26 protein-coding genes and 5 pseudogenes are annotated in these 26302 nt (G+C 69.2%); 22 read left to right on the top strand and 9 right to left on the bottom strand.

Translation table 11 applies throughout. The annotated features are described in order from the left end of the window. Nucleotides 1-85 precede the first annotated feature (85 nt). From SY89_RS03260 to SY89_RS03230, 7 genes are read left to right on the top strand one after another with little or no spacing between them, the layout of a single operon-like run. Complete coding sequence (locus tag SY89_RS03260; protein WP_054583132.1) at nt 86-2335, top strand: type II/IV secretion system ATPase subunit; 2250 nt, start codon at nt 86-88, stop codon at nt 2333-2335. Then, nucleotides 2325-4241: a type II secretion system F family protein gene (locus SY89_RS03255; RefSeq protein WP_080506727.1), complete on the top strand. Its 1917-nt coding sequence runs from the start codon at nt 2325-2327 to the stop codon at nt 4239-4241. The genes SY89_RS03260 and SY89_RS03255 overlap by 11 nt, the downstream gene beginning before the upstream one ends. Then, nucleotides 4238-4960 carry a DUF7289 family protein gene (locus SY89_RS03250; RefSeq protein WP_054583130.1) on the top strand — a complete coding sequence of 241 codons (723 nt, stop codon included), beginning with the start codon at nt 4238-4240 and terminating at the stop codon, nt 4958-4960. The genes SY89_RS03255 and SY89_RS03250 overlap by 4 nt, the downstream gene beginning before the upstream one ends. Then, nucleotides 4957-5439, top strand: a complete 483-nt coding sequence (locus SY89_RS03245; protein ID WP_054583129.1) for a DUF7266 family protein — start codon at nt 4957-4959, stop codon at nt 5437-5439. Before SY89_RS03250 ends, SY89_RS03245 begins: the two co-directional genes overlap by 4 nt. Further along, nucleotides 5436-6092, top strand: coding sequence for a DUF7263 family protein (locus tag SY89_RS03240; RefSeq protein WP_054583128.1), 657 nt, complete (start codon nt 5436-5438; stop codon nt 6090-6092). Before SY89_RS03245 ends, SY89_RS03240 begins: the two co-directional genes overlap by 4 nt. Continuing rightward, nucleotides 6085-6492 carry a DUF7262 family protein gene (locus tag SY89_RS03235; RefSeq protein ID WP_054583127.1) on the top strand — a complete coding sequence of 136 codons (408 nt, stop codon included), beginning with the start codon at nt 6085-6087 and terminating at the stop codon, nt 6490-6492. Before SY89_RS03240 ends, SY89_RS03235 begins: the two co-directional genes overlap by 8 nt. After that, complete coding sequence (locus SY89_RS03230; protein ID WP_144427121.1) at nt 6489-7010, top strand: DUF7261 family protein; 522 nt, start codon at nt 6489-6491, stop codon at nt 7008-7010. Before SY89_RS03235 ends, SY89_RS03230 begins: the two co-directional genes overlap by 4 nt. A gap of 4 nt (nt 7011-7014) precedes the next feature. On the opposite strand, the gene SY89_RS03225 is transcribed toward SY89_RS03230, so the two are convergent. From SY89_RS03225 to SY89_RS03200, 6 genes and pseudogenes are all read right to left on the bottom strand, one after another. Next, nucleotides 7015-7224, bottom strand: a complete 210-nt coding sequence (locus SY89_RS03225) for a hypothetical protein (RefSeq protein WP_054583125.1) — start codon at nt 7222-7224, stop codon at nt 7015-7017. 38 nt (nt 7225-7262) lie between these two features. Beyond that, a pseudogene (locus SY89_RS19490) lies at nt 7263-7790 on the bottom strand (hypothetical protein); the annotation flags it as partial. Nucleotides 7791-8499: 709 nt separating this feature from the next. Continuing rightward, nucleotides 8500-8997: pseudogene (locus tag SY89_RS19485) on the bottom strand (ABC transporter ATP-binding protein); the annotation flags it as partial. A 69-nt stretch (nt 8998-9066) separates the two neighbouring features. Further along, nucleotides 9067-9936: a carbohydrate ABC transporter permease gene (locus tag SY89_RS03210; protein ID WP_054583122.1), complete on the bottom strand. Its 870-nt coding sequence runs from the start codon at nt 9934-9936 to the stop codon at nt 9067-9069. 1 nt (nt 9937) lies between these two features. Continuing rightward, nucleotides 9938-10879 (bottom strand): carbohydrate ABC transporter permease, encoded by a 942-nt coding sequence (locus SY89_RS03205; protein WP_054583121.1) that lies wholly within the window; start codon nt 10877-10879, stop codon nt 9938-9940. 24 nt (nt 10880-10903) lie between these two features. Further along, nucleotides 10904-12439 carry an ABC transporter substrate-binding protein gene (locus tag SY89_RS03200; protein ID WP_054583120.1) on the bottom strand — a complete coding sequence of 512 codons (1536 nt, stop codon included), beginning with the start codon at nt 12437-12439 and terminating at the stop codon, nt 10904-10906. Nucleotides 12440-12633: 194 nt separating this feature from the next. Here SY89_RS03200 and SY89_RS03195 point away from each other — a divergent pair, with 194 nt between their 5' ends. Continuing rightward, nucleotides 12634-13536: an NAD(P)H-binding protein gene (locus tag SY89_RS03195; protein WP_054583119.1), complete on the top strand. Its 903-nt coding sequence runs from the start codon at nt 12634-12636 to the stop codon at nt 13534-13536. Then, nucleotides 13536-14243 (top strand): DUF7530 family protein, encoded by a 708-nt coding sequence (locus SY89_RS03190; RefSeq protein WP_054583118.1) that lies wholly within the window; start codon nt 13536-13538, stop codon nt 14241-14243. The genes SY89_RS03195 and SY89_RS03190 overlap by 1 nt, the downstream gene beginning before the upstream one ends. A gap of 117 nt (nt 14244-14360) precedes the next feature. Here the strand turns inward: SY89_RS03190 and SY89_RS03185 are convergent. Then, nucleotides 14361-14971 (bottom strand): annotated as a pseudogene (locus SY89_RS03185) (translation initiation factor IF-2 subunit beta). Nucleotides 14972-15101: 130 nt separating this feature from the next. Between SY89_RS03185 and SY89_RS03180 the strand changes: the two are divergent. From SY89_RS03180 to ftsZ, 3 genes and pseudogenes are all read left to right on the top strand, one after another. Continuing rightward, the gene (locus SY89_RS03180) at nt 15102-15566 is read left to right on the top strand and encodes a double zinc ribbon domain-containing protein (RefSeq protein WP_054583117.1); all 465 of its coding nucleotides are present in this window, start codon (nt 15102-15104) and stop codon (nt 15564-15566) included. Between the two features lie 182 nt (nt 15567-15748). Continuing rightward, the gene (locus SY89_RS03175) at nt 15749-15925 is read left to right on the top strand and encodes a ribbon-helix-helix domain-containing protein (RefSeq protein WP_054583116.1); all 177 of its coding nucleotides are present in this window, start codon (nt 15749-15751) and stop codon (nt 15923-15925) included. A 3-nt stretch (nt 15926-15928) separates the two neighbouring features. Further along, nucleotides 15929-17127: pseudogene (gene ftsZ, locus SY89_RS03170) on the top strand (cell division protein FtsZ). A 68-nt stretch (nt 17128-17195) separates the two neighbouring features. On the opposite strand, the gene thrC reads toward ftsZ, so the two are convergent. After that, entirely contained in the window at nt 17196-18497 is a 1302-nt protein-coding gene (gene thrC, locus SY89_RS03165; protein WP_054583115.1) for a threonine synthase, read from the bottom strand. 171 nt (nt 18498-18668) lie between these two features. Here thrC and SY89_RS03160 point away from each other — a divergent pair, with 171 nt between their 5' ends. The 8 genes and pseudogenes from SY89_RS03160 (at nt 18669) to ftsY (ending at nt 23004) form a co-directional block, all read left to right on the top strand. Further along, the gene (locus tag SY89_RS03160) at nt 18669-19358 is read left to right on the top strand and encodes a DUF5828 family protein (protein WP_054583114.1); all 690 of its coding nucleotides are present in this window, start codon (nt 18669-18671) and stop codon (nt 19356-19358) included. 96 nt (nt 19359-19454) lie between these two features. Next, nucleotides 19455-19988 (top strand): hypothetical protein, encoded by a 534-nt coding sequence (locus SY89_RS03155; RefSeq protein WP_054583113.1) that lies wholly within the window; start codon nt 19455-19457, stop codon nt 19986-19988. Nucleotides 19989-20038: 50 nt separating this feature from the next. Continuing rightward, nucleotides 20039-20191, top strand: coding sequence for a 50S ribosomal protein L39e (locus tag SY89_RS03150; protein WP_049981178.1), 153 nt, complete (start codon nt 20039-20041; stop codon nt 20189-20191). Then, complete coding sequence (locus tag SY89_RS03145; RefSeq protein ID WP_054583112.1) at nt 20191-20469, top strand: 50S ribosomal protein L31e; 279 nt, start codon at nt 20191-20193, stop codon at nt 20467-20469. The genes SY89_RS03150 and SY89_RS03145 overlap by 1 nt, the downstream gene beginning before the upstream one ends. Before the next feature lie 6 nt (nt 20470-20475). After that, the gene (locus SY89_RS03140) at nt 20476-21141 is read left to right on the top strand and encodes a translation initiation factor IF-6 (RefSeq protein ID WP_054583111.1); all 666 of its coding nucleotides are present in this window, start codon (nt 20476-20478) and stop codon (nt 21139-21141) included. A 140-nt stretch (nt 21142-21281) separates the two neighbouring features. Then, complete coding sequence (gene rpl18a / locus SY89_RS03135) at nt 21282-21458, top strand: 50S ribosomal protein L18Ae (protein WP_049981175.1); 177 nt, start codon at nt 21282-21284, stop codon at nt 21456-21458. After that, nucleotides 21458-21924, top strand: a pseudogene (gene pfdA, locus SY89_RS03130) (prefoldin subunit alpha). Before rpl18a ends, pfdA begins: the two are co-directional and overlap by 1 nt. Nucleotides 21925-21930: 6 nt before the next feature. Further along, nucleotides 21931-23004, top strand: coding sequence for a signal recognition particle-docking protein FtsY (gene ftsY / locus SY89_RS03125; RefSeq protein ID WP_054583110.1), 1074 nt, complete (start codon nt 21931-21933; stop codon nt 23002-23004). Nucleotides 23005-23013: 9 nt separating this feature from the next. Here ftsY and SY89_RS03120 read toward each other — a convergent pair whose 3' ends face one another. Next, on the bottom strand, nt 23014-24168 hold the full coding sequence (locus SY89_RS03120; protein ID WP_054583109.1) for an outer membrane protein assembly factor BamB family protein: 1155 nt from the start codon (nt 24166-24168) through the stop codon (nt 23014-23016). Nucleotides 24169-24248: 80 nt separating this feature from the next. Here SY89_RS03120 and SY89_RS03115 point away from each other — a divergent pair, with 80 nt between their 5' ends. Then, the gene (locus tag SY89_RS03115) at nt 24249-24770 is read left to right on the top strand and encodes an Ntn hydrolase family protein (protein ID WP_054583108.1); all 522 of its coding nucleotides are present in this window, start codon (nt 24249-24251) and stop codon (nt 24768-24770) included. Nucleotides 24771-24894: 124 nt separating this feature from the next. After that, nucleotides 24895-26286, top strand: coding sequence for a signal recognition particle protein Srp54 (locus tag SY89_RS03110; RefSeq protein WP_054583107.1), 1392 nt, complete (start codon nt 24895-24897; stop codon nt 26284-26286). Nucleotides 26287-26302: the final 16 nt, after the last annotated feature.

The raw sequence follows: 26302 nt of genomic DNA, 5'->3' as shown, positions 1-26302 counted from the left end.
CGACGACTCGACCACAGTTTTCGAGTATGAATTCCTCGTCAAAACCCTTAAACCAGATACCGAACCAACCCGTCCCAAACCCACTATGCCCGCGCCATCGACACGTTTCGACCGCGTGCCGGCGCCGACGCCGCCCCAGAGCGGCGAGGCGTGGTACGCGCCCGAGACGCTCGCCCAGTACGAGAGCGCCCCCGGCGTCGTCGCGACCGTCTCCCGGCGCGACGCCGACGAGCACGGCGACGGAACGACCGAGTTCGCTTACGACGCCCGCGAACCGCCGCTCTCGCCGAGCGAGCGGGCCGACCTCGATCGGGTCCGCGATCACTTCGCCGACACCCAGCGTCGGCGCCCGCTCACTCGACAGGGCGCCGTCGAGCGCGCGGCGGCTGGGTTCTCACCGAAGTACGAGCGCACGCTCGATCGCCTGCTCTCCGGCGGTCCGGGGGCGCGGCGGCGGCTGAACTACCACGCGCTGCGTGACCTCCGACTCCTCGGCGACGCCACGCCGCTGGCGCTCGACGACGACGTGGGCGTCGCCGACAGCGAGGCCACAGCCGAGGGGAAACTGGTCGTCCACACTACCGATTTCGCGCCCGCCGTGACCGATCTCGACGCCGACAGCGAGTTCGTCGACCGCGTCGCGGCCGAGCGCCTGCGCCGCTACGAGGTCGAGTTCGCGGGCTACCCGGTTCCGGTGGTCGTCTACCGCGACGGACTGCTGGGGAGCGACCGGTTCGCCACGCGCTACGCGGTGCTGGAGCCGGATCTGCTGCCGGGTGACGAGGCGCTGATCGCGGAGTGCAAACAGCGGGTCTGGGAGGCCAGCACCGAGGACGTGATCGGCGACGGCACCGACCGCCGCGCGTTCGTCGCCGAACGCGCCCGGCGACTGCTATCGCGCCGGCTGACCGGGCGCAACACCCGAGAGTGGCTCGCCTCGGCGGAGTACCGGGTTCGGTCGGCGCTCGCGGATCTAGGGATCGGGATCCCGCCCGTCGACGACCGCTACGCCGAAGACCGATTGGACGACCTCGTCTACCACGTCCTCCGTGATTACGTCGGCGAGGGACCGCTGACGGTGCCGATCCGTGACCCGAACCTCGAGGATATCGAGGCCAACCGGGTCGGCGAGCGGGTGAAAGTCGTGCCGCGGACCGACGTCGCCGACGGCGACCGCGTGCCGACGAACCTGACGTTCGAGACCGAGAGCGCCTTCATCAACGTCGTCACCCAACTCGCGGCGGGCGACGGCGTCGAACTCGACGCCTCGAACCCGAGCGCGAAAGTTAACCTCGACCCGCCGGGCGTCGCGGAGACCGTCCGCTGTGCGGTCGCGCTGCCGGTCATCAGCGAAGGCGGCCCGTACGTCTCCATCCGGAAGCAGGCCGCCGAGGCGATGACGCCGGTCGATCTGCTCCGGAGCGGCACGCTCTCGGTCGATCTGGTGGCGCTGCTGTGGCTCTGCTACGAGCACCAGCGAGTCGTCCTGTTCTCCGGGCCGACCGGCGCGGGGAAGACGACGCTGATGAACGCGCATATGCCGTTCGTCCCCTTCGACGACCGGCCGGTCTCCATCGACGAGGGGTCGCGGGAGGTCCGCCTGCCGCACGAGACCGGTGTGTCGCTCACCACGCGGGACCACGAAAGCGAGTACAAGCGCGTGACCATGGCGGACCTCATGACCGAGTCCAACTACCTGAACCCCGATACCGAGGTGATCGCGGAGATCAACACGCCCGAGAGCTTCGAGACGTTCGCCGAGACGGTGAACACGGGCCACGGGGTCGTCGGCACCACCCACGCCGAGGACGTGCGGACGCTCGTGAACCGCGTCGTCGAGCAGGACGTACCGGCGTATCTGCTCGAAGAGATCGACCTCGTCGCCTTCCCGCACCACTCGGACGGTGAGCGCTACGTCGCACGCGCAGTGGAGTTCCTCTCGCCCGAACAGGCCGAGCAGCTCCCGCCCGGAGCCGGCGACGTGGTCGAGAAGGGCGACACCACGGTCCACTACAACGAGGTGTTCAGCCGCGACATCGACGGCTCGTTCTCGCTCTCCGGGCCGTCGGATCCCGCGACCCCGGACGACCGCGACTTCCGCCTGCTCCACCGGATCGCGGCGGCGACGGACCGCTCCGTCGACGCCGTCGAGCAGGAGTTCCGGCGCAAACGCCGCTACGTCGAGTTCCTCGACGACGAGGGCGTGACCGAGTTCGACGCGCTGTTCGACCTGCTCGCGAACCTCCGGACCGACGAAGCCGCGACCGTCGAACGTCTCCGCCGTACCGCGGTCGCGGACGGTGGCGACGACAGCCACCCGGAGGATGCGCGATGAGTCTCGAACGAGGGGGCCGACGGGCGAGGCCGGGCGGCGAGATACCGTCTCCCGGCTCTCGGTGCTCGACCGGACGCTGTACACGCTGTTCGCGAGCGAGGCCGACGCCGCGCGCCACAGCGCCCACCGCGAGCAGTACCGCGGGACGGACCTTCGCATCGGCTTCGACGTGTACGTCGCACGACTCCACGGGGTGGCGTGGCTGACGGCGGTGTTGGCCGTTCTGCCGACGCTCGCGATCGCGCTGGCGGCGCCCGTGGGCGCGTACGACGGGGTGGCGAGGCTGCTCGCCCGCGTCGCCCCCATCGGCGTCGCGCCGCGACCGCCTCGCCTGCTCGTCGGCGTCGTCGTCGGGACCGTTGTCGGGATCGTCACTCGCCGTGCAGTGATCGGGCTGGGCGGGCGCTACCTCGGCTGGCTGGCGAGCGCCCGACAGGCCGACATCGAGCGGACGCTCCCGGGCGCGGCGCGATATCTCCACGCGCTCTCCTCGGGCGCCGACGGCCCGCGAGCGATGCTGCGGAAAGTCGCCGAGAACGACGCCTACGGCGAGACTGCCGTCGCGGCGCGAAAGGTGCTCAACACCGCCGCGCTCACCGGGAGCCTGAACGAGGGGCTGCGCCGAGTCGCCCGCGACACCCCGTCACGGGACACGCTCGCGCCGTTCCTGCTGAAGTTCCGCGAGCACAGCGAGCAGGGCGGCGACGCGTTGGCGAACTACCTCGACCTGGAAGCGCGGATGCTCGGCCACCAGCGCTCACAGACCCAGCGTCGCAACGAGGGGTTTCTCGAACTGATCGCGGAGCTGTTCGTCGTGCTCCTGGTGATGCCGGCGCTGCTGGTGGTCGTGCTCACGGTGATGAGCGTGCTCGCACCGATGCTCTCGAGGGCGATTTCGACGCCGATGGGGTCGATCACGCTCCGGGCGCTGCTGATCTACGGCGCCGCCGGGTTCGTGCTTCTCGTCGGTGCCGGCGCGGCGGCGACTGTCGGCCACCTCCGCCCGACCGAGCGACAGGTGACGTACAGCCGCCCCGACGGCGCGGTGGCGACCGTCCGCTCGGCGCCGACGAACCCCGCAAGCGGCGCCGTCGTGCTCGCGCCCCTCGCCTTGGGCGGGATCGCCGCGGGCCACGTCGCCGGGCTCCACCCGCTGGGCTCACTGCTCGCGGGCTACGTGGCGTGGGGCGTCCCGGTGGGCGCCATCGCCGTCCGACGCGCGCGGATCGACGACGCGAAAGACCGGGAGATTCAGGAGTTCGTCCACGCCGTCTCGGGCCACGTCGGGCTCGGCCGGCCGTTCGGCGAAGCGGTCGCGCGAGTCGCCGAGGACGTCGATCTGGGCCCGCTCGGGCCGGACGTGGCGTCGCTCGCGTTCGATCTCTCGCTGTCGGACAGCCCCGACGGCACCGACCGGCGGACGGCCGCGCTCTCCCGGTTCGTCGATCGCGTCGGGACGCCGCTAGCGGCCCAGACGATGGGGCTGGTGACGGGCGCACTCGACGCCGGCAGCGACACGGAGGCGGTGTTCGAGACGCTCCAGACCGAAGTCGGGCAGCTCTACCACGAGAAACGGGCGCTGCGGAGCGATCTCGCGGTGTACGTCGCAGTGGGCTGGGTGACCGCGCTGCTGGTCGTCGGGATCGTCGTCGCCGTCGATCTCTACGTCCTCGACGGGTTCGCACAGCTGTCGGCGATGCCCGGCTCGGCCGGGTTCGCGCTCGATCCGGACGCGATCCAACTCGAACGGGAGCGGTTCCGGTTCGCGGTCGTCGCGGTCGCCACCTCGATCGCCGCGGGCTGGTTCGCGGGGATGGCCAGCCGCGGCCCCTACGACGCGCTGCTGCACTCGAGTCTGCTCGGGGCGCTTGCGGCCGCCGTGTTCGCGGGGGTGGGGCTGGCGTGAGCGAGAACGACCCGGGGCTCCGTGCGCAGTCTCACGTCGTGGGCGTCGCGCTCCTGCTGGCTATCACCACGGTCTCGATGGGCGCGCTCACGGCAGGGGTCGGCCAGCTCGTCGAGAGCAACGCCGCAGCCGCCGACACCGACCGGGTCGCTGACACGCTGGCGGCGATCGAACCGTCGAAGTCCACGGGCGTCCAACGGCACGACCTCGCGTTCGGCGAGGGACGGCTCACGGTGGAGCCCCGGACGGTCCGGCTGCTCGATGGCGACGGCGTCGTCGCCGAACACCGGGCGAACGCGCTCGTGTTCGAGGCCGGGGATCGCCGAGTCACGTTCCTCGCCGGCGGCGTCACTCGCGGCCGCGGGAACGCGTCGGTTCTGGACGAGACGCCGCCGATCGCGACCGGGGAGGGGTTGCTACTCGTGGGGGTGCCGGTGCTGGATACGAATGGCACCCTCTCGGTCGGTGGGAACGGCGTGACCGCGACGCTGCGGACCGAAACGAGCCACGACCGGCGAGCACTCGGGACGGGCGAGTACCGACTCGCAGTCGAGACCGCGGCTCCCGGCGCGTGGGAGCGCTACTTCGCCGAGGAGAACGCCCGCGTGAGCCGGCGGACGTTCGACGGCGACGACCTCCCGAGCGTCGTCGCGGCGTTCCCCGGCGACCGAACTGGCTATCTCGTGATCCACGAGACGGAGCTGGAGGTGGCGCCGTGAGCCGCGATCTCGTCGACGACGATCGCGCGCTCACTCCCGCCGTCGGGAAGGCGCTCGAGCTCGGTATCGTCGTGCTGTTCGTCGGCGTGCTCACGACGGCGCTGTACGGCGGCGCGGTGCCGCAGTACCGCGACGTGGTCGGCGGGGAGGTCGGCGACCGCGCCGTCGTCGCGGCGGCCGAACGCGTCGAGAACGCCGTCCCGCCGAGCGCGAGCGACGTTCGAACGGTCCACAGCGTCCACCTGCCTCGGTCGATCCGGGGGGAGAACTACGGGATCGCCGTCGAGAACCGGACGCTGGTGCTCGACCACCCGTCGCCGGCCGTCGACGCCAGGGCGCGCCTCGCGCTTCCGGATCGCGTCGACAGCGTCGACGGCGCGTGGCGGAGCAGCGACGACACGGTGGTGCTCGTGACTGACGGCGCCGACGGACTGCACGTCGAACTGACCACTCGCGAGCAGCTCGGAGAAGAGCGATGAGTGGTACGCGAGCGCAGGCGAACCTGCTCTCGCTGGCGGTCGCCCTGACAGCGCTGGTGTCGGCGGCGACGCTGGGGCTCGTCGTCGCGGACGGCGCGCTGGCCGGTGCCGACCGGAATCCGGGCCAGCGCCGCGCCGCCGGCGCCGTCGCCGAACGGCTGGTGAGCGCCGAGGCGACGACGGTTCGGGAGAACGTGCTCGACGGCGAGGTGATCGCCGACCTGTCCGCGGCAACGATCGCCGAGCTCGCACCGCCGGCCGCGAACCGATCCATCCGGGTGCAGCTCGGCGAGGAGACGCTGTTCGAGCGCGGCGACCCGACCGGTGCGACCGTCGAGCGGGTGGTGCTCGTCGCCGAGCGCACGACGCGGTCGCGCTCGGTCGCGGTCGGCGACGGCGACGACCTGACGCTGCCGCGGCGAACCGACCGCGTGGAGCTCACCTTCGCCGCCGGCTCGACGGTCAAAACAGTCCGCGTGAACGGCCGGATCGTGCTCCACGACCCCGGCGGGCTGGCCGGGCAGTTCGTCGTCGAGCCCTCGCGGTACGAGACGGCGACGCTCTCCTTCGAGGGCGGCACCGCACAGGTCGGGATCGAGTCGCGCCCGCTCCGAACCGAGAAGGCGACGCTCCGGGTGACCGTCGATGACTGACCGCGGCCAACTCTCGCTCACGATGGTCGAAGCGGGCCTGGGCGTGCTGCTGTTGTTCGCGGCGACCGCGACGTTCGCACTCGGCCTCCCCGCCGCTGGCGCCGAGTCGGCCCAACTCGACCGATACGCCGACGACGCCGGGACGGTGCTCTCTCGTGAGCCGCCACGGCACGAGGGCCTGACGCGGCTCTCGGAGGTGACCAGGTCGGCGAGCGCGTTCGAGCGCGAGCGCGACGCGCTGGCCCACCGCGTCGAACGGATCCTGCCGGAGAACCTCATGTACAGGGTGGTGACCCCACACGGCGCGGTCGGATTCCAGCGGCCGACCGGTGTGCCGACCGGGCGCGCGACGGTGCCGACGGTCGGCGGCCGGGTGACAATCTGGGTGTGGTACGCGTGAGCCGGAACGACCGCGGGCAGATGGTGCTCGCCGCGGCGGCGATGCTCGCGCTGGCGCTGATCCCGCTGGGCTTCGCCTACCTCCAGTTGGGCTACCACGAGGACGTGGCGGCGTCGACGGCGCCGGAGACGCCCGGGAGCGAGACGGTCCGACTCCTCGAACGCGCGGTGTACGAGGCCGGCGGCGAGGCGACGGGCCACCCGTGGGCGGGCCGCGAAGGCGCGGTTCGGCGCGTAAACGCCTCGCTCGCGCCGCGTGAGCGGGATATCGAGTCCGCGCAGCTGGCCGGCGGGGTCGCGGTCCGGATCGAGCGCAACGCCAGCGCCGCGAGCGACTGGGCGAGGGAGCACTGCCCGAGCGGCGCGGGCCGGCTGTTCGGCGACTGCGAGGCGATCGACGGGATGGTCGTCCAGGAGCGTGCGGACGAGACCCACCTGCTCGCGGTCGCGTACGACCTCCGGATCGTCGACGACCGCGGGGAGACGGCGCTGACGGTGGTGATCCGGGCCGACGGGTAGCCAGCTACAGGAACCGCAACCCCTCGTCGGCGCCGAGCACCCGCCGCACCGACCCCCACGTCGAGACCAGCGTGTAGTCGCCGGTGACGCCCTCGATCGCCGAGTCCCTGACCGCCTCCAGTTCGAACCCCGGACCGGTCGCCGTGATCCGGTGGTACGCCGACGCCTGGTCGGGGTCGGCGACGAGCCGGGAGCTGGTGTCGTCGAGCCCCACCCCGCCAGCGCCATCGCGGCGTGGGAGTTGAAGTTCCGGGGGAAGCGCTGGCAGAGCCCGCGGGTCGGCCCCTCGTACAGCACCGTCTCACCCTCGATCGTCGCGGGGTCGACCGCGTCGGCGTACTCGAAGTCGAGGTGGCTCGGCGCCTTGCGGGCCTCGATGTGGACCGACTCCAGCGCGTCGCGGGCGTCGACGAGCCCGTCGATGCCGAACAGCGCCACGTGGGGGAGATAGAGGTCGTGCTCGCTGGCCGTCGCGAGGTCGGTCAGTCGCGCTTCCACGTCGGGGTCGGCGAAGGCCGAGCCCGAGAGGACCAGTAGGTCGCTCCCGGCGAGGGTCGGTTCGGCCAACTCCGCGAGCACCGCCGGCGTCGCCGCCTCGACGACGAGGTCGACGGGGTGGTCGGCGAGTTCGTCGGGGGCGGTGAGCTGGGGTTCGTCGATCTCGGGTTTCGGGGCACGGACGTACACGTACGCCAACTCGGTGTCCGGGGCCGCCCGGACCCGCTCCGCGAGGTCGCTGCCGATGCGTCCGTAGCCGATCAGGCCGATCTGGTGGGGCATCGTCAGGCGAGGATGTTCTCCCCGGTCTCGGGGTCGAACAGGTGAACCTCGCTCGTGTCGACGGCGAGCGTGATCGTCTCGCCGGGCGCCGCGTCGGTCTCGTTGGCGACGCGGGCGGTGAACTCCGCGGCCTCCTCGTCGGCGCGCTCGACGGGCCGGAGCGCGAGGTCGGTGTTGGGCCCCATCGGCTCGACGACGGCCACGTACGCCGGGAACGTCTCGCCGTCGGCGAGCTCTCGCTCGACCAGCGCGGCGTCCTCGAACGCTTCGGGCCGGAGCCCCAGATCGAGTCGCTCGGTGTCGATGTCCCACGCCGCGACCGCCTCGCCGACTTCGGGGGTAACACGAGCGAGAACCCCTCGGCGTCGACGCGGAGCCGATCGCCCTCGGGCGTGGTGGTGACGGGGAAGAAGTTCATCGGCGGCTCGCCGATGAACCCCGCGACGAACCGGTTCGCGGGCTGCTGGTAGACGGTCTTCGGCGGCGCGACCTGCTGGACCGAGCCGTCGTTCATCACCACCACGCGGTCCGACAGCGTCATCGCCTCGACCTGGTCGTGGGTGACGTAGACGGAGGTCCGGCCCACCCGGTCGTGGAGCTTGTTGAGTTCGGTACGCATCTGGATGCGGAGCTTCGCGTCGAGGTTCGACAGCGGTTCGTCGAACAGGAACACCGCAGGGTCGCGCACGATCGCGCGACCGAGCGCGACTCGTTGTTGCTGGCCGCCCGAGAGATCGGCGGGGTGGCGGTCGAGCAGTTCGCCGATGCCGAGCAAATTCGCGGTGTCCTGGACGCGCTGTTCGGTCTCGTCGTCGGGGTACTTGCGGATCTTCAACGGGAACGCGATGTTCCCCCGGACGGTCTTGTGGGGGTAGAGCGCGTAGTTCTGGAACACCATCGCGATGTCGCGCTCCCGGGGCTCCCGGCCGGCCACGTCCTCGCCGTCGATGCGGAGGCTGCCCCGGGTCGGCTGTTCGAGCCCGGCGACGATGCGCAGCGTCGTGGTTTTGCCACAGCCCGAGGGGCCGACGAGCACGATGAACTCGCCCTCGTACACGTCGAGGCTCACGTCGTCGACGGCGACGACCGTCGAGCCGTCGTCCTCGGTGTACTCCTTGGTGATGCCGTCGAGTTCGAGGCTCAGCGCCCGGTCCTCGTCGGCGGCCGGTGCCGCTCCGTCGGTCGTGGGGTGGTCTGTGTCACTCATGGGCGTCACCGTATCGGTCGCGTTGGAGCGCGCCGGGGCCGAAACCGTGGTCGGGTGGCCGAGCGAGGCTCATCCTTTCAACCCCCCGGTCAGGCCGACCACGATGTAGCGCTGGAAGAAGATCACCACCAACGCCGAGGGGATCACCGCGACGATCGCCGCCGCGGCCATCGCCGCCCAGTCGATGCCGGCGTCGCCGACGAACAGGAACGTGGCGACGGGGATGGTCATGGAGTTCAGGTCGGTGCTGACGGTAAAGGCGAAGAGGAACTCCCGCCAGGAGTAGAGGAAGGTGAGGATCGTCCCGGCCGCAAACCCCGGGAGGACGACCGGGAACACGACGTAGCGGAACGCCTGGACCTTCGTGCAGCCGTCGACGCGGGCGGCCTCGTCGAGCGCCTGCGGGATGGTGATGAAGAAGTTGCGCATGATGTAGATCACCAGCGGGAGCCAGAGGTAGACGTTCGCTATCACGATCCCGGTCTTGGTGTTCAACAGGCCGAACGTCGTGACGATGCGGTAGTACGGCGTCACCAGCCCGATCGGGGGGAACAGCCGCGTGAACAGCACGAACACGAACACCGCGTTGTCGAAGGGGAACCGGAAGCGGCTGAACACGTAGCCCGCGGGCGTCCCGAGGATCATCACGATCACCGTCGACGCCGAGGCGATGAGCACACTGTTGACCACCGCGCGCCAGAAGCCGCGATCGATCAGCGCCCGCTCGTACGCCGCGAGCGTGGGGTCGACCGGCAGGTAGGTGAGATCGAGCACCGCTTGTGAGGTCTTGAAGGAGGTGAGGAGCTGCCAGATCAGCGGCGAGACGATGAAGAACACGGCGAGAAACAGCACGAGGTGGACAACGTACCGGCTCTCCAGTACGTCCCAGAGGCGTTGTCGCCGGCGGTACTGCTCGACGGTGAACTCTGGACCCGCCATTTCACACCTCGATCTCCTCGATCTGTTCCAGAACGAAGTAGACGTAGCCCGTGGCGACGATCAGTGTCACACCGACGAGGAACACCGAGACCGCCGACGCGAACCCGTAGTCGAGCAGTTGGATGCCGAAACGGTGGATGTACACGGCGAGCGTCTCCGTCGCCCCGCCGGGGCCGCCGCCGGTCGTCGAGAACGGGATGGCGAACGCCCGGAACGCGAACATCCACGTGATCAGTCCCGCGACGAAAAACGACGGCCGGAGGTACGGCAGCGTCACGTGGCGGAACGTCTGTAGCGTCGTCGCGCCGTCCATCTTCGCGGCGTCGTACATCTCCTGGGGGATCGACTGCAGCCCCGCGAGCAACACGACCGCCGCGAAGGGGATGCGCGACCACGAGTCGGCGAGGATCACCACCACCATCGCCGACAGCGAGTTCCCGAGCCAGGAGTAGGAACTCTGCAGGATCCCCAGGTCGATGAGCAGCTTGTTGACGACGCCGAGCTGGCCGTTGAACATCCAGCGCCAGGTGACGCCGACGATCGAGAGCGGGACGGCCCACGAGATCAGGATCAGCGTGGAGTAAGTGTTCCGGACGCGGCTGTCGAGCACCTTGTTGAGCGCGAGCGCGATCGCCAGCCCCGCCCCGACCGAAAGCACCAGCGAGCCGGTCGAGTAGATGAGCGTCTTCTCGACGGCGTTCCAGAACGTCGGGTCACTGAAGATCCGGCCGTAGTTGTACGCCGGTTCGAACGTCTCGCCGATTCCGCGGGTGTTCTGGAGCGACAGCCACAGCAGCATGGTCGCGGGGTAGATGAACACGACGAACAGCGCGACCAACGAGGGGCCGAGCAGGACGGTCCGGATGTGGTCGTTTACCCAGTCAGACAGCTGTCCGACAACGCCCTCGCCGTGGGGAGCCTGCCCGACCTCCTCAGCCGCCATGGGTGCCTCCGGCGCTCGCGGCCATCAGTTGTTGATCTCGTCGTCGACGAAGTCCTGTACCTGATCCATCGCCGCCTGCGGCGTCATCTCGCCCTGGAGTGCGCGCTGGACCGGGCTGAGCATCTGCTGGAACACCGACGCCATCTGGGGGAACAGCTCGAGTTGGCCCGCCGCGATCGCCTCGCCGATGTTGTCCCCGAACGTGACGAAGTCGTTCTCCGCGGAGTCGGTGTACACCTGGTCCATGTAGGAGATGTTCCCCTCGTAGGTGAACTCGAGCCACTGGGTGTAGTAGCTCAGCTTCAGGTCGCCGTACAGCATCGCGGCGAGCTTCTCGCCGGTGTCGGCGAACCGGTTGATGCTCGTAGTGTTCGGCGCCACGAGCCCCGCCTGAGTCGGCGACGGGCCGGCGTTGGCCGCCGGCGGCACGACGACCTGGTACTCGGTGCCGGGCTCGTACTGCTGGAGCAGCCGCGGGATGAAGTCGCTGAACGCGGTCGTGTACGCGAGCTGGCCCGAAGCGTACAGGTCGACGATATCCCCCTCGCCGTAGGAGATCACGTCGCTCGGCACGTAGCCGGCGTCGCGCCACTCCTTCATCTTCCGGATCACCCGGACCGCCGCCGGCGAGTTCATCACGACCGTCCCGTCGTCCTGCACCATACTGCCGCCCTGTTGGAACAGGAGTTCGCGGAAGGAGTACGCGAGATACGTCGACGTGCCCGCGTAGTACGCGAAGGCGTTCACGTCGGTGCCCGCAAACGCCTCACCGAGCTCTTCGAGCAGGTCCCACGTCCACTGGCCGTCGAAGCGGCTGGGGTCGATCCCCTGCTCCTCCACGAGATCGGGCCGGAGGTGGCCCATGCTCGCCTCGCCGATGTTGGGGTAGCCGTACGTGTGCATCCCCTCACGGGAAGCGTCGATATCCCACTGGACCAGGCTCTGGAGCCCCGGAATGTACGGATCGTAGCTCCCCTCCGGGTACAGCCCGTCAGTCACCGCCAGATACCCCTGTTGGACGAACTGCGGGACGAGGATCCCGTCGACGTTGAACGCGTGGGGACTGGACTCCTCCGAGGAGAGGAACTGCTGTTCGCGCGTGTTGGCCTGATCGACGCCGATCTCGATCACCTCGACGTCGATCCCCGTCTGCTCGGTGAACAGCTCGTGGGCCGCCAGCGTCGCCGGGTCGAACTCCATGTTGGCGGCGCCGTGGTTGAGGATCGTGATGCTGTCCACGTCGCCCGCCGCGGTGTCGTCCCAGCCGTCGGGCGGCGCCCACACGTCGTTTTCGGCCGCGCTCTGGAACGCGCCCGAATCGGTCCACGTCGTGTCGTTCTGTCGGTCGGGCACCTGTCGCCGCTGCTCGATGGGCCAGTCGTCGGCGGCGCCGATGCGTCGTGCGCGCCAGTCCTCGCCGAGGTTCAGCCCCTCGACAGCGCCCTCCCAGTCTTCGTTCCCGTTACCGTTGCCACCGAGACAGCCGGCGATCGAACCGACCGCACCGGCACTGGCCAGTTTCAACAGCGTCCGTCGGTCGAGATTGGTACTGTGTGTCACGCCACCTATTTAGAAGCGAGTAGATATATCACTTTTCCTGAAAGAATTTCCTAACCGCCGGTTAATAGCCCCCTACTGCCAGTTTACTGGGTTTTCCGGATCGCAGTATCGGGTCGGGAGCGGAGCGTGGCCGTACTGTCGAAGCCGCTGCCGTCCGTCCCAGCACCTAAGCGCTGTGAGAACTTATCGACTCCATGGACGTTCTCGTCACGGGCGCCACCGGGTTCGTCGGGCAACGGCTAGTTCCGGCGCTGCTGGACGCCGGACACGACGTATCGGTGCTCGTCAGGGACCGCGCGGGGTACGACGCACCCGCCGGCGTCACCGTGTTCGAGGGCGACGTGCTCGAACCGGCCGGGCTCGACGACGCGCTGGCCGGCGTCGACGCGGCGTACTACCTCATCCACGCGATGGGTGGCGGTCACGGCTTCGAAGAACGCGACAGGCGGGGCGCACACAACTTCGCCAACGCGGCCGAACGGGCGGGCGTCGACCGCGTGGTCTACCTCAGCGGCCTCGGCGTCGACAGCGACGATCTCTCGGCGCATCTCCGCTCGCGCCAGGAGGTCGAGGCGGTGCTCGGGCAGGGGTCGTACGACCTCACCGTGCTCCGGGCGGCCATCATCGTCGGCGAGGGGAGCGCGAGCTTCCGGATCGTCCGGCAGCTCAGCTCCCGGCTCCCGGTGATGACGACGCCGCGCTGGGTGTCGACGCGGGTCCAGCCGATCGCGATCGCCGACGTGATCGCGTATCTGGTGGGGCTCCTCGACGCCCCCGGGACGGCCGGCGACACCTTCGAGATCGGCGGCCCGGAGGTGTTGACCTACAAGGAGATGCTCGGGACCGTCGGGAAGATCCTCACCGGACGGGAGCCGATCATCGTCCCGGTTCCCGTCCTCACGCCGCGGCTCTCGGCGTACTGGGTCGACCTCGTCACCGACGTGCCGGCCGGGGTGGCCTACCCGCTGATCGACGGGATGGCGACGGACGTGGTGGTCACCGACGACCGCATCCGCTCGCTGGTGCCAGTCGAACTCACGCCGTTCGAGACGGCCGTCGAACGGGCGATCGAAGAAGCCGAGACGGGCGCCGCCTGATGACGCCACAGTACGGGGAGACGTGGGTGTACGAGAGCCTCATCGGGGCGATCCCGGGGCTCGACCTCTCGGATCGTGTCGCGCTGATCACCCAGTTCGTCGTGTTCGAGGCGATCGTGCTCGTCGTGGCGGGCGTTTACGGCCGCTGGACTGCGGTGCCCGCCGCGACCGCGGCCATCCTCGTCGCCGTCGTGGGGAGTTGGCTGATGCTGACGTTCAGCCGGACAGTCCGGCGGCTCCAGCCACCCACGGGCTACCGGCGACTGCTGTTCGGCTCCAGCATCGAACTGGCGCTCAGCGTCCTCGCGTTCGTGCTGTTCGTCACGTACCTGTTCGTCGTCGATCCACAGCGAGGCGGGGAGTCGCTCCTGACGGCGCTGCTGGGGTCGGAGCCGCCCGTAGTGGCGGTGGTGATCCTGCTACTCGTGTGCTGGGACGTGATCTACCGCATCGGCGCCTGCTGGTGGGCGACGGTGGTCGGCTTCTGGCGGGCGATCCAGTACGGCTTCGACGCCGCGACCACCCGACAGCTCACCCGACTGGACACGCTGAACGTCCTGTTCGCCGGGGTGCAGGTGCTGCTGGTGCCGTTCGTGCTCGATCACCCGGTGCTCGTGGCCGCGCTCGTCGGCCACCTGATCGCCGTCGTCGTCGTCGCCATCGCGACCGTCGTGCTCCAGCGCCGCGGCATCGTTGAGCGCGAGTAGCCGGGCACGACAGAAGCGGGCCGACTCGGCGACGACTCCGGCAACACCACCGAGTAGAAACGAGTGTCGACCGTTCCGGTCGAGGCGTACGGGTCGACGAGAAGCAGCCGGCGTCGGTTAGTTGACCTTGCTGGCGAACACGAGGTTGCCCGAGACGTTGTTGACGCGGGCGCGGACGGTCTCGCCCTCCTCGGCGCCGGAGACGAACATGGTGTAGTCGCCGCGCTTGGCGACGCCGTCGCCCTTCCGGCCGGTGTCGGTGATCTCGACCTCGTACGTCTCGCCCTCCTGGATTTCGGTGGTGGTCTGCTGGCTGCTGGACGTGGACTGCTTGGTGACCGGACGGAACGCCCCACAGGCCTCACACCGCAGCATCATCGTGCCCTCCTCGTTGACCAGCCGGGTGTCGGGCAGGCCACACTCCGAACAGCGGACGAACTCCTCGATGTAGCTGTCGATGGCCGCCTGGAAGTCCCGCTCGGAGAAGCTGCCGTTGTACCGCGAGCGGCCGTCGCCGAGCTGGCCGGCGGTGCCGAGCTCGCCCTGGATCTCGCGGTGGAGGTGTTCAGGGTCCCGCGAGAGCGCGTCGGCGATCTCCTTCAGGTTGGTGAGTCGGGTGAACGCCCCGTCTTTCTGTACTTCCGGGTCGGGGACGCTGAGACGCTCGTCGCTCCCCCGAGTTCGGGCACGTTTTCGAGTGCCCGGTCGAGTTGCTCCTCGTACTCCATACAGGTAGTAATCGGCGCAGGGTGTTTATGGCTTCCGAGGGGACGCTATCGTTCTTCTACGCGTGCGCGAGCGCGACCCCGAGCGGGCGCTGGGGAAACTACTTACCGTGGCCGTGTCAAGGTGTGGCTCATGAGCAAGATCACCTTCCGCGCCGACGACGCGCTCGTCGAGCAGTTGGACGTGCTCGACGCCTCCAAGAGCGAGGTGATGCGCGAGGCGCTACGGGAGTTCCTCGACCGGCACCCCGAGGTGGGGACCGGACGCGAGGTGGCGGCGACGCCGGCGGTGCGCGTCGAGGACGAGGCCGGGACGCCGGAGCTCACCGTCAACATCAGCTTCGACGGCGCCGCACCGACAGCCGTCGACGACCCGGCACGGCAGACTGGGGACGACGAGCCGACTGACGAAAACGAGAACGCGTGTAAACAGTGTGGTGAGCGCCTGAACCCCGAACACTCGTTCTGTCCGAACTGCGGCGAGGAGCGCGAGCAGCAGGTCCACTGCGAGTGCGGGGAGGAGATTCAGGCGGACTGGACGTTCTGTCCGGGGTGTGGCCGGCGCAGCCCGAACTCCGACGTGTTCGATCGCGCGTAGCTTTTGTCCGACGCGAGTGTCTTACATTCGAGTGAAATCGCCGGTAGCTTTTTAATGGATAGCTACGTTGATGGGTACGCGTAAGACGGTCGTCTTACAGCGCCGGACGGGGCGGGGACCCCGGCCGGTTGGGACTGTAGGCGACGGCTCGCGCCGGTTCGTCTTACCGGGGGAAACCAACAATGGAGCGTGTCACACTGCGAATACCGCGACAACAGGTGGAAGAGGTCGAACAGATGGTCGAGACCGGGGAGTTCCCGAACCGGAGCGAGGCGATTCGCTCGGCCGTCCGCGAGATGATCAACGAGAACGACGCGTCCGAGGGGACGAGTCGTGATCGCAGCTGGGCCAAGGTGTAATACATGCAGGATATCGTTCAAGACGCACTTGACAACGCGGAGGCCGAGCAGCGATCGATGCAGGACGTCGAAAGCGACGACGACGAGTTCGGGGATCCCCGGATCGTCATCGTCGGTGCCGGCGGCGCCGGGAACAACACGATCAACCGGCTCTACAACATCGGCGTCGACGGCGCCGAGACGGTGGCGATCAACACCGACAAACAGCACCTCAAGATGATCGAGGCCGACACGAAGATCCTCGTCGGTAAATCCCTCACGCAGGGGCTCGGTGCGGGTGGCGACCCCGAGATGGGCGAGCGCGCCACCGAGATGGCCCAGGAACGATCAAGGAAGTGCTGGGCGACGCGGACCTGGTGTTCGTGACCGCCGGGATGGGCGGCGGCACCGGCACCGGTGCGGCGCCGGTCGTCTCCAACATCGCCAAAGAACAGGGCGCCATCGTCGTCGGAATGGTCTCGACGCCGTTCAACGTCGAGCGCGCCCGCACGGTGAAAGCCGAGGAGGGCCTGGAGAAGCTCCGTGAGGAGGCCGACTCGATCATCGTCCTGGACAACAACCGACTGCTCGACTACGTGCCCAACCTCCCGATCGGGAAGGCGTTCTCGGTGATGGACCAGATCATCGCCGAGACCGTCAAGGGCATCTCCGAGACCATCACGCAGCCGTCGCTGATCAACCTGGACTACGCGGACATGTCCACGATCATGAATCAGGGCGGCGTCGCCGTGATGCTCGTCGGCGAGACGCAGGACTCGAACAAGACCGACGAAGTGGTCAACGACGCGATGAACCACCCGCTCCTGGACGTGGACTACCGCGGAGCCACCGGCGGCCTGGTCCACATCACCGGCGGTCCCGACCTCACGCTGAAAGAGGCTGAGGGGATCGCCGACAACATCACCGAGCGACTGGAAGCCAGCGCCAACGTCATCTGGGGCGCCCGGATCCAGGAGGAGTACAAGGGCAAGGTGCGGGTCATGGCGATCATGACCGGCGTCCAGTCCGCACAGGTGCTCGGTTCGACCACCCAGAAGCAGGCAAACGAGTCCCGGCGTGCGCTCGGCGAGGACGACCTCGAGGGCGTCGACTTCGACGCCAAGAGCAACGCACAGACCGCGACCCAGCGCGGCGGTGCGGCACGCGACGGCGGCGGGCACGAGCCCGACGACAGGGACAGCAACGTCGACGTCATCCGCTAACGCGGGCCCGCCTTTCCGTTTTTCACGAACCGGCCAGCGCGAGCGCAGTCGCTCGCGCCGTCGCCGCGTTACTCTCCCACCAGTTCCAGCACCGCGTCCACGTCGGCGCCGACCGGTTCGGGGTCGTCGCTGGCGGCGGTCGCTGCCGCCGGATCCTTCAGCAGGTGGCCGGTCGTCAGACAGACCACGCGCTCGTCGGCGTCGACGACGCCGCGCTCGCGGAGGGCCCGCAGGCCGGCGATCGACGCCGCGGACGCGGGTTCGACGCCGATCCCCTCCCCTGCGAGATCGCGCTGTGCCTCGGTGATCGCCGCGTCGTCGACGGCGACGGCGGTGCCGCCGGTCTCCCGGACGCCCGGAAGCGATTTGGGCGCGTTGACGGGCTCGCCGATGCGGATCGCGGTCGCGAGCGTCTCGACGGTCTCCCAGCGCTCGACGGTGTCCGAGCCGGTTTCGATCGCCTCGACGAACGGCGCGGCGCCGGCGGCCTGCACGCCAGTGAGTTTCGGCACGTCCTCGCGAGCCAGCGCGCCGGCCTGGACGAGTTCGCGGAAACACTTGTACAGCGCCGCGGTGTTGCCGGCGTTCCCGACCGGGAGCACGATACGGTCCGGGAACCCACCCTCCTCGTCGCGGAACTGTTCGAGGATCTCGAGTCCGATCGTCTTCTGGCCCTCGAGTCGGAACGGGTTCAGTGAGTTGAGCAGGTACGCCTCCCCGCGGTTTGCGAGCGCCTGGACGATGTCGAGACAGTCGTCGAAGTTGCCGTCGACCTCGAGGATGCGGGCGTCGTGGAGCGCCGCCTGGGCGACCTTGCCCGCCGCGACCTTCCCCGCGGGCAGGAGGACGAGCGTTTCGAGGCCAGCGCGGGCGCCGTACGCGGCGAGGGCGGCGGAGGTGTTACCCGTCGACGCGCAGGCGAGTCGGTCGACGCCGACCGCCGCGGCGGCGCCGACGCCGACGGTCATGCCGCGGTCCTTGAAGCTCCCAGTGGGGTTCATCCCCTCGTGTTTGACGCGCAGGCGGTTGACGCCCAGCTCGGCTTCGAGTCTGGGCACCTCGTACAGCGGCGTATCGCCCTCGGGGAGGCTCACGCCTGCTGGCTCGGCGGGGTCGACGGGGCCGGTCCGCCCCGTCTCGAACGGGAGCGCGGCGGCGTAGCGCCACACCCCCCGGCCGGCGAAGGCGTCCCAGTCGGGCAGGTCGGCGTAGCGAACTTCGAGCAGCCCGCCGCAGTCGTCGCAGGCGTAGCGCACCGCCGCGAACGGCGGGTACGTCTCGCCGCAGTCGATACAGGCCAGCCAGCAGTCGGCGTCGACGCCGTCGGGGCGGGCCGGCGCCGGCGCGTCAATCGAGAGCGCGTCAGTCATCGACCGTGGCTGGGGGCGCGGGGGAGAAAAGTGGGCCGCCGTTCGCCGCCGGCCGGTTCTGTCCGTCGCTCGTTCGTCGTGGCGGCGGCGCTGAACAGGCTATGCGACCGTGTGGTACGTCCACAGGGACTACGTGGACTTATGTGTCGTCGCGCCGTTCGCTCCACCAAGATGGAGGAGAGCATCGCGGGCTTCAAACAGCGGGGCTCGTGGGGCGACATCGTCGAACACGGAGAACGCATCAGTCGCGCACTCCGTGACGCCGGCGTCGAGGGCGAGGCGTTCGAAGCGTGGGACGAGTGGCGGCCGAAAGCCCACGAGACGCTCGGCGAGGACGTCGAGGAGAAGACCGCAGAGCAGGCGAGCATCAGCGAAGGCCCGGGCGAGCGCGAGGGGAAAGACCCCGAAGAGGACATCAAGTCCGCGGGCGAGAAGCTGACCGAGTCCTACGAGAAAGTCGAGGAGGGCGACAACGACGGCGCGCTGCAGCGCTGGCAGGACTCGATCGACTACGCGACCCGCGCGGCGGACTCCGCGGGCCGGAAGGCGATCCGGACCGTCGAGGACACCGTCTACCGGAAGGTGATGACCCAGCTCGCGCCGTACTACTTCGACAACGAGCTCATCAGCGCCAACATCCAGCGGAGCTCCCGGGGCGGCGAGACCGAGTTCGTCTTCGAGGTCAACGTCAACGACGACGAGCTGAAAGAGGAGGTCAGCGACCGGCTCGCGGCGTACGACGACGAGGTCGACCGCTGGCACGTCGACACCGAGAAGCAGGTCGAGACCGCCGAAGCCGTCGAAGGTGCGGAGTTCTCCTCGCCCGACAACGAGGGGAGCTCGAAGTCGACGCGAAACTGAGGAGCCGACGGCTGGGCCCATTCGTCGTCCGCGCCCGCTGGGGCGGCAAGGGCCGACCGGAACCGGTTTGTTCGTTCTGCCGACAGTCCCGAACCCATGCCCGACTGGATCGAGCGCGGCGAGCCAGTGGCCGTCGAGACGGTGCTCAGAGACTGGATCGAGCGCGAGGCCCGGAAGGACGCGTACCCCGACGCCGACCCGACCGACTGGGAGCGCGAGCGACTCCTTCGAGAGCTGACCGATACCTACGAGGAACCCGCCGAGCCGGTCGTCGACGATCGGCTCCACTGGCGCGCGGTCGAACTGACCGGCGACGAACTGGGCGGACTGGGGACGTTCCCGGAACCAGCGTGGGACCACCTCTCCGGGGACGGCACCGTGGCAGGAGCGGTCGAACGGCTGGACGACCCGTCTGTCGTCGACGACTTCCCCGACGCCGCAGCGAAGATCACGTGGTTCGCCGCCCACAACGACGAGGAGTTCGGTGCCGCGGTCGCGTGGCAGCGCGACGGCGAGTGGCCACCCCGGCTACTCGACGGGAACCATCGGGCTTGTGGGCTCCACCGGGCGGCGGAGCGGGGCGAGACCGTCTCGCTCACCGTCCACCTCGGGGTCGAGTCCCGGTCCTGAGCACGCGGATGGACAGCGTTTTACGTCGAGCGAGGGAACTGGCGGCCACTATGGGGAAGAAATCGAAAGCGCAGAAGAAGCGGCTCGGCAAGAAGGAGCGACAGAACTCCCGCGTGCCGGCGTGGGTGATGATGAAGACCGATATGGAAGTCACCCGCAACCCGAAGCGGCGCAACTGGCGGCGCTCTAACATCGACGAATAATGAGCGCAAGCGACTTCGAGGAGCGGGTCGTCACTGTCCCGCTGCGAGACGCCAAGAACGCGCCCAAGCAGGAGCGGGCCGACGCCGCGATTTCGATCATCACCGAACACCTCGCGACCCAGTTCTCCGTCGAGGAGGACGAGGTCCGCCTGGACCCGGCCGTCAACGAAGTCGTCTGGGAGCGCGGGCGCAGCAAGCCCCCGAGTTCGATTCGGGTTCGCGCCGCACGCTTCGACGAGGACGGCGAGACGGTCGTCGAGGCCGAGCCGACGGAGTAACACGCTGTGTTCCGCGCGGCTTTCGCCGGCTCCTCGTACGTCGGGGTGTTCGCGCGAGCGACTGAAGACTGTCTGCTGATCCGCCCCGACGCCGAGGAGGACGTGATCGAGGGGATGAGCGACGAGCTCGGCGTCGACGCCCTCCCGACCACCGTCGCCGGCTCCAACACCGTCGGCGCGCTCTCGGTCGGCAACGAGAACGGGCTACTCGTCTCCGGGCGGGTCACCGAACGCGAGCGCGAACGCATCGAGTCGGCGACCGAGCGGCCCGTCTACGGGCTGCCCGGGAAGATCAACGCCGCCGGCAACGTCGTGCTCGCGAACGACAGCGGCGCCTACGTCCACCCGGACCTGACCGACGAACAGGTCAGTGTCGTCAAGGAGGCGCTGTCGGTCCCCGTCGAGCGCGGCTCGCTTGGCGACGTGGACACCGTCGGCACCGCCGCGGTTGCCACCAACCAGGGCGTGCTCTGTCAGCCCGGCGCCCGCGAGCCCGAGCTGGAAGCCCTCGAGGAACTGCTCGACGTGTACGCCGACGTGGGGACGATCAACTACGGTGCGCCGCTGGTCGGGTCCGGACTGGTCGCGAACGACGATGGGTACGTCGTCGGGCGCGACACGACCGGGCCGGAGCTCGGCCGCATCGAGGACACGCTGGGCTATCTAGACTGAGGCGACGCCGCCCAGGCGAGTGACCGGGAGTGACTGCCGTGTCGCTCCCACGGCGCTCGACGCCGTGGCTACGGTGAGCCCGCTGGTCGTCCGAGTACCCTTTCGGAAGCTACTTCCCGTTCGCCCGGCCATTTTCGGGCATGAGTCAGTTTACTGTGAGCGGTACGTTCGAGGCCCGGGACGGTCGCCAGGCCTTCGAGCGGAGCGTCGACGCCGATAACGAGTCCGTCGCCCAGGAGCACGTGCTCTCCCAGTTCGGCGCCGAGCACAACCTCAAGCGCACGCAGATCGAGATCGAGGAGGTGACCGCAGCATGATGGGCGGAGGCCAGCAGCAGCTGCAGCAGCTCTCCCAGGAGCTCGAGGAGCTCGACGTCGAGATCGAGGAGAAGGAAGCCGAGATCGAGGAGTTCCAGTCGGAGAAGGCCGGCGTCGACGACGCCATCGAGGCGATCGAGACGCTCGACAGCGGCTCGACGGTGCGGCTCGACGGTGCAGGTCCCCCGGCGGCGGCGCCTACGTCCGCGCGGAGGTTCAGGACATCGACGAGATCATCGTCGACCTCGGCGGCGGCTACGCGGCCGAGCAGGACAGCACCGACGCCGTCGACGCGCTCGAGTCGAAGAAGGAGTCGCTGGACGACCGCATCAGCGAGGTTCGCTCGGAGATCTCCGACCTCGAGGAGGAGAGCGCCGAGCTCGAACAGCGCGCCCAGCAGATGCAACAGCAGATGCAGCAACAGCAGATGCAGCAGATGCAGCAGCAGGCGGAAGACGACCAGTAAGGCCCCATGTTCGACGGACTGAAGGATAAGCTCGGCTCGTTCCGCAAGGACGTCGAGGAGGAAGTCGAGGAGAAGGAGGCCGAAGCCGCCGCCGAGGCGGAGGCGGCAGCCGACGACGAAGACGAGTCCTCGACGCCCGCCGCGGCGCCCGACCGCGAGTCGAGCGAGGAGACGGACGACGACGGCGGCCCGGGCCGCCTCCGGCAGGCCGCCGCCCTCGCGACCGGGCGGGTCATCATCGAGGAGGAAGACCTCGAGGAGCCGCTCTGGTCGCTGGAGATGGCGCTGCTCGAGAGCGACGTGGAGATGAGCGTCGCCGAGGAGATTCTCGACTCGGTTCGGGAGCAGCTGATCGGCGAGAGCCGCAAACAGGTCGACACGACCGCCGAACTCGTCGAGGAGGCGCTCCAGGACGCGCTGGTCGACGTGATCTCCGTCGGTCAGTTCGACTTCGAGCAGCGCATCGCCGAGGCCGACAAGCCCGTGACGATCGTGTTCACCGGCGTCAACGGCGTCGGTAAGACCACGTCCATCGCCAAGATGAGCGAGTGGCTGGGCGAGCGCGGCTACAGCTCCGTTCTCGCGAACGGTGACACGTACCGCGCCGGCGCCAGCGAGCAGATCACCGAACACGCCGAGAACGTCGGCCGGAAGGTGATCGCCCACGAGCAGGGCGGCGACCCCGCCGCGGTCATCTACGACGGCGTCGAGTACGCCGCCGCCAACGACGTTGACGTGGTGCTGGGCGACACCGCCGGTCGCCTCCACACCTCCAACGACCTGATGACGCAGTTGGAGAAGATCCACCGCGTGGTCGACCCCGAGATGACGCTGTTCGTCGACGAGGCCGTCGCCGGACAGGACGCGGTCGAGCGCGCCAAGGAGTTCAACAAGGCCGCCGAGATCGACGGCGCCGTGCTGACGAAGGCCGACGCCGACTCCTCGGGTGGCGCCGCGATCTCTATCGCCCACGTGACGGGCAAGCCGGTTCTCTTCCTCGGCACCGGGCAGGGGTACGAGGACCTCCGGGAGTTCGATCCCGAGGAACTGGTCGCCGAACTGCTCGGCGACGAGGAGTAACCCCCGTCCTCAGTTCTCGCAGGTAGTACACGCGACCAGCTCGTCGTCGCGTCGCACGAGCACGCCGTTTCCGAGCGGCGCGATCAGCGACACGTCGTCGATCCGCCAGCGCTCGCTCCCGTCGCCGAGTGCGAGCGCGCGTGTCGCCGCGTCGTTCGACGCGAGTACGGTGTCGCCGACGACGGCGGGCCGGCCCACGCCATCGAACTCGACCGACCAGCCGAGGTCGCCGGTCTCCGGGTCGATCTGGTGGATCACCGCGCCGTCGGCGACGACCAGCCCCGCGTCGGTCCCCGCGGGCGAGCGGAACGTCCGCCGGTCGGCCGGCGTCGGCGTCGACCAGCGGCGCTCGCCGGTTTCGGCGTCGAACGCCAGCAGTTCGTGTCTGACGGGAACGAGCAGCAGCGAGCCGGTTCGGACGGGCGCACGGGTCGCACGCGGCCCCGGGACGGCCCAGTCGATCTCGCCGGTCGCCCGGTCGAGCGCGTGGATCCCGCGGTCGCTCGAACTGGTGACGGTGACGTACACCCGTCGGTCGTCGACGGCCGGCGAGAACGACACCGCGCCGCCCTCTTGCGGGTCGCCGAACGCACGCCGCCATCGCTCCCGGTCGTCCGTCACCTCGTAGGCGAACGCGGCGTCGGCGTCGCCGCCGAACAACGTCGACCCGGCGGCTCGTGGGGTGGCCGGGGCCGAGCCGAACGCGTAGCGCCCGGATTCGGTGCCGTCGGCGAACAGCCGCAGCTCCGAGCCGTCGGCTGTCGCGGCGGTGACGGCGTCGAAGCCGCTGCCCGAAACCGGCGGTGCGGCGATCCGCTCCGGGACCGTGGCGCGGGTTGCCGTACTCCCGTCGCGGAGTACGTACTCGGTGTAGAGCCCGGTTTCGGGGATCCGACTGAGCCCGACGATGCGGTCGCCGTCGACGACCGCACCCGCGAAGGCGAGGAGGTCGGTGTCGGGAACGATCGGTGTGCGCCAGCGGTCGCCGACGCGTGCGGGGACCGAGCCGTCGGGGAGGGCAGCGGTGTTCCCCGGATCCCCACCCGGTTGGGGCCAGTCGGTGCCGACGGGCGCGGCGGGCGTACAGTCGCGGCTGGCACAGCCCGCCAGCCCCAGCGCCGCGCCGGCGCCGATGGTCGCGAGCAGGTCGCGTCGGGAGGGCATTGGCCGTGGTTGGCGACGGGGACACTTGGTGGCTCCGACGCGGGACGGGGGTTTTCACGCCGGGGCCCAAACACGGCCCCATGCCCACCGTCGTCGCGTTCGAGACCGAGGGCGGCGCCACCCTCGCCGCCGACCGACTCGTCGTCAGCAACGACACCGTCAGCAGCAAGCGCGCCGACCGGCTCGCCGCGTTCGGTGACTGCGGCGGCGCAGCCGTCGACGACCCCGGCGAGTTCCGGCGCGAACTCGACGGGAAGCGCCGGGAGTACGAAGCCGACCACGGCGGGAACCCGGGAATCGAGCCATTCACCCAACTGGCCAGCGAGGTGGCCGGCGCAGTCGGCACCGACGCCGCCGTACTCGCCCGCGACGACGACGGCCACGCACGAGCCCGTGCGGTGTACGCCGACGGTAGCGTCATCGACGACTCGCCGGTCGCGCTCGGCACGGGGGCGGAGCTGGCGTTCGGCCGACTGGAAGCCGGGGTTCCGGAGGGGCTGGAGGAGGCCGCGACGTTCGCGCGGGAGCTGATCGAGGGCGTCGCCGAACGGGACACGCGGACCGGGGACGAAGCCGACGTGTGGACGCTGTCGAACGCCTGATCGCCGAGCGAAAGACGGGAGCCAGAACGGCCAGCTTCAGCCTCGGTTCCCTCCGAGTCGCGGCGCTGTCGCCTGCGTTGGGACGGACAAGCGTTTATGGATCGGCCGTCAAGAGAGACGTAAGATGGTACTCGACAACCTCGGGAGCTCTCTGCGGGGCACGATGGACAAGCTCCGCGGGAAGTCCCGCCTGGACGAGGACGACGTCCAGGAGATCGTCAAGGAGATTCAGCGCTCGCTGCTGCAGGCCGACGTGGAAGTCGACCTGGTGATGGATCTCTCCTCGAACATCGAGGAGCGCGCGCTGAACGAGGAGCCGCCGGGCGGCACCTCCGCGCGGGACCACATCCTCAAGATCGTCTACGAGGAGATGGTCGAGGTCGTCGGCGACTCGACGGAGATCCCGCTCGAGCCCCAGACGATCATGCTCGCCGGGCTTCAGGGCTCGGGGAAGACGACGACCGCCGCCAAGATCGCCTGGTGGTTCTCGAAGAAGGGGCTGCGCCCCGCGGTCATCCAGACCGACACGTTCCGGCCGGGCTCCTACCAGCAGGCCAAGCAGATGGCCGGGAACGCCGAGGTGCAGTTCTACGGCGACCCCGACGCCGAGGACCCCGTCAAGATCGCCCGCGACGGCCTCGAAGCGACCGAGGACGCCGACGTCCACATCGTCGACACCGCGGGTCGACACGCGCTGGAGACCGAGCTCATCGACGAGATCGAGGAGATCGAGCGCGAGGTGAACCCCGACCGGAACCTGCTCGTCCTCGACGCCGCGATCGGACAGGGCGCCAAGGAGCAGGCCCGGGAGTTCGACGACGCGATCGGCATCGACGGCGTGACGATCACCAAGCTCGACGGGACCGCCAAAGGTGGGGGCGCGCTGACGGCGGTCAACGAGACCGACTCCTCGATCGCGTTCCTCGGCACCGGCGAGACGGTCCAGGACATCGAGCGCTTCGAGCCGGACGGGTTCATCTCCCGGCTGCTCGGGATGGGCGACCTCAAGCAGCTCTCCGAGCGCGTCGAGCGCGCGATGGCCGAGACCGGGGAGGAGGACGACGACTGGGAGCCCGAGGACATGCTGCAGGGGAACTTCACCCTGAAAGATATGCAGCGCCAGATGGACGCGATGAACAAGATGGGGCCGCTCGACCAGGTGATGGACATGATCCCCGGGATGGGCGGCGGGATGATGGACCAGCTCCCCGACGACGCGATGGACGTGACCCAAGACCGGATGCGCAACTTCGAGGTCATCATGGACTCGATGACCGACGAGGAACTGGAGAACCCCCGCTCCATCGGCGCCAAGCAGGTCCAGCGCATCGCCCGCGGCTCCGGCACCGACGAGGAGACGGTCCAGGAGCTGCTCCAACAGCACAAGATGATGGACCAGACCCTCAACCAGTTCCAGGGGATGGGCGACGGCGACATGCAGCGGATGATGCGCAAAATGCAAGACGGGCGTAAAGACGGAGAGGGTGGTATGGGCGGTCTTGGTCCGTTCGGGTAGTCGGCTCCCCCGTCGT

Source organism: Halolamina pelagica (assembly GCF_001307315.1).
Taxonomy (GTDB): domain Archaea; phylum Halobacteriota; class Halobacteria; order Halobacteriales; family Haloferacaceae; genus Halolamina; species Halolamina pelagica_B.
The sequence above is the reverse complement of the archived record's forward strand: the minus strand, read 5'-3'. Positions and strand labels throughout refer to the sequence as shown.

Coding starts and splice junctions, on each gene's coding strand:
- SY89_RS03260 (WP_054583132.1), top strand. CDS start 86: ATGCCCGCGCCATCGACACGTTTCGACCGCGTGCCGGCGCCGACGCCG.
- SY89_RS03255 (WP_080506727.1), top strand. CDS start 2,325: ATGCGCGATGAGTCTCGAACGAGGGGGCCGACGGGCGAGGCCGGGCGG.
- SY89_RS03240 (WP_054583128.1), top strand. CDS start 5,436: ATGAGTGGTACGCGAGCGCAGGCGAACCTGCTCTCGCTGGCGGTCGCC.
- SY89_RS03235 (WP_054583127.1), top strand. CDS start 6,085: ATGACTGACCGCGGCCAACTCTCGCTCACGATGGTCGAAGCGGGCCTG.
- SY89_RS03210 (WP_054583122.1), bottom strand. CDS start 9,936: ATGGCGGGTCCAGAGTTCACCGTCGAGCAGTACCGCCGGCGACAACGC.
- SY89_RS03205 (WP_054583121.1), bottom strand. CDS start 10,879: ATGGCGGCTGAGGAGGTCGGGCAGGCTCCCCACGGCGAGGGCGTTGTC.
- SY89_RS03195 (WP_054583119.1), top strand. CDS start 12,634: ATGGACGTTCTCGTCACGGGCGCCACCGGGTTCGTCGGGCAACGGCTA.
- SY89_RS03190 (WP_054583118.1), top strand. CDS start 13,536: ATGACGCCACAGTACGGGGAGACGTGGGTGTACGAGAGCCTCATCGGG.
- SY89_RS03180 (WP_054583117.1), top strand. CDS start 15,102: ATGAGCAAGATCACCTTCCGCGCCGACGACGCGCTCGTCGAGCAGTTG.
- SY89_RS03175 (WP_054583116.1), top strand. CDS start 15,749: ATGGAGCGTGTCACACTGCGAATACCGCGACAACAGGTGGAAGAGGTC.
- thrC (WP_054583115.1), bottom strand. CDS start 18,497: ATGACTGACGCGCTCTCGATTGACGCGCCGGCGCCGGCCCGCCCCGAC.
- SY89_RS03160 (WP_054583114.1), top strand. CDS start 18,669: ATGGAGGAGAGCATCGCGGGCTTCAAACAGCGGGGCTCGTGGGGCGAC.
- SY89_RS03155 (WP_054583113.1), top strand. CDS start 19,455: ATGCCCGACTGGATCGAGCGCGGCGAGCCAGTGGCCGTCGAGACGGTG.
- SY89_RS03150 (WP_049981178.1), top strand. CDS start 20,039: ATGGGGAAGAAATCGAAAGCGCAGAAGAAGCGGCTCGGCAAGAAGGAG.
- SY89_RS03145 (WP_054583112.1), top strand. CDS start 20,191: ATGAGCGCAAGCGACTTCGAGGAGCGGGTCGTCACTGTCCCGCTGCGA.
- rpl18a (WP_049981175.1), top strand. CDS start 21,282: ATGAGTCAGTTTACTGTGAGCGGTACGTTCGAGGCCCGGGACGGTCGC.
- ftsY (WP_054583110.1), top strand. CDS start 21,931: ATGTTCGACGGACTGAAGGATAAGCTCGGCTCGTTCCGCAAGGACGTC.
- SY89_RS03120 (WP_054583109.1), bottom strand. CDS start 24,168: ATGCCCTCCCGACGCGACCTGCTCGCGACCATCGGCGCCGGCGCGGCG.
- SY89_RS03115 (WP_054583108.1), top strand. CDS start 24,249: ATGCCCACCGTCGTCGCGTTCGAGACCGAGGGCGGCGCCACCCTCGCC.
- SY89_RS03110 (WP_054583107.1), top strand. CDS start 24,895: ATGGTACTCGACAACCTCGGGAGCTCTCTGCGGGGCACGATGGACAAG.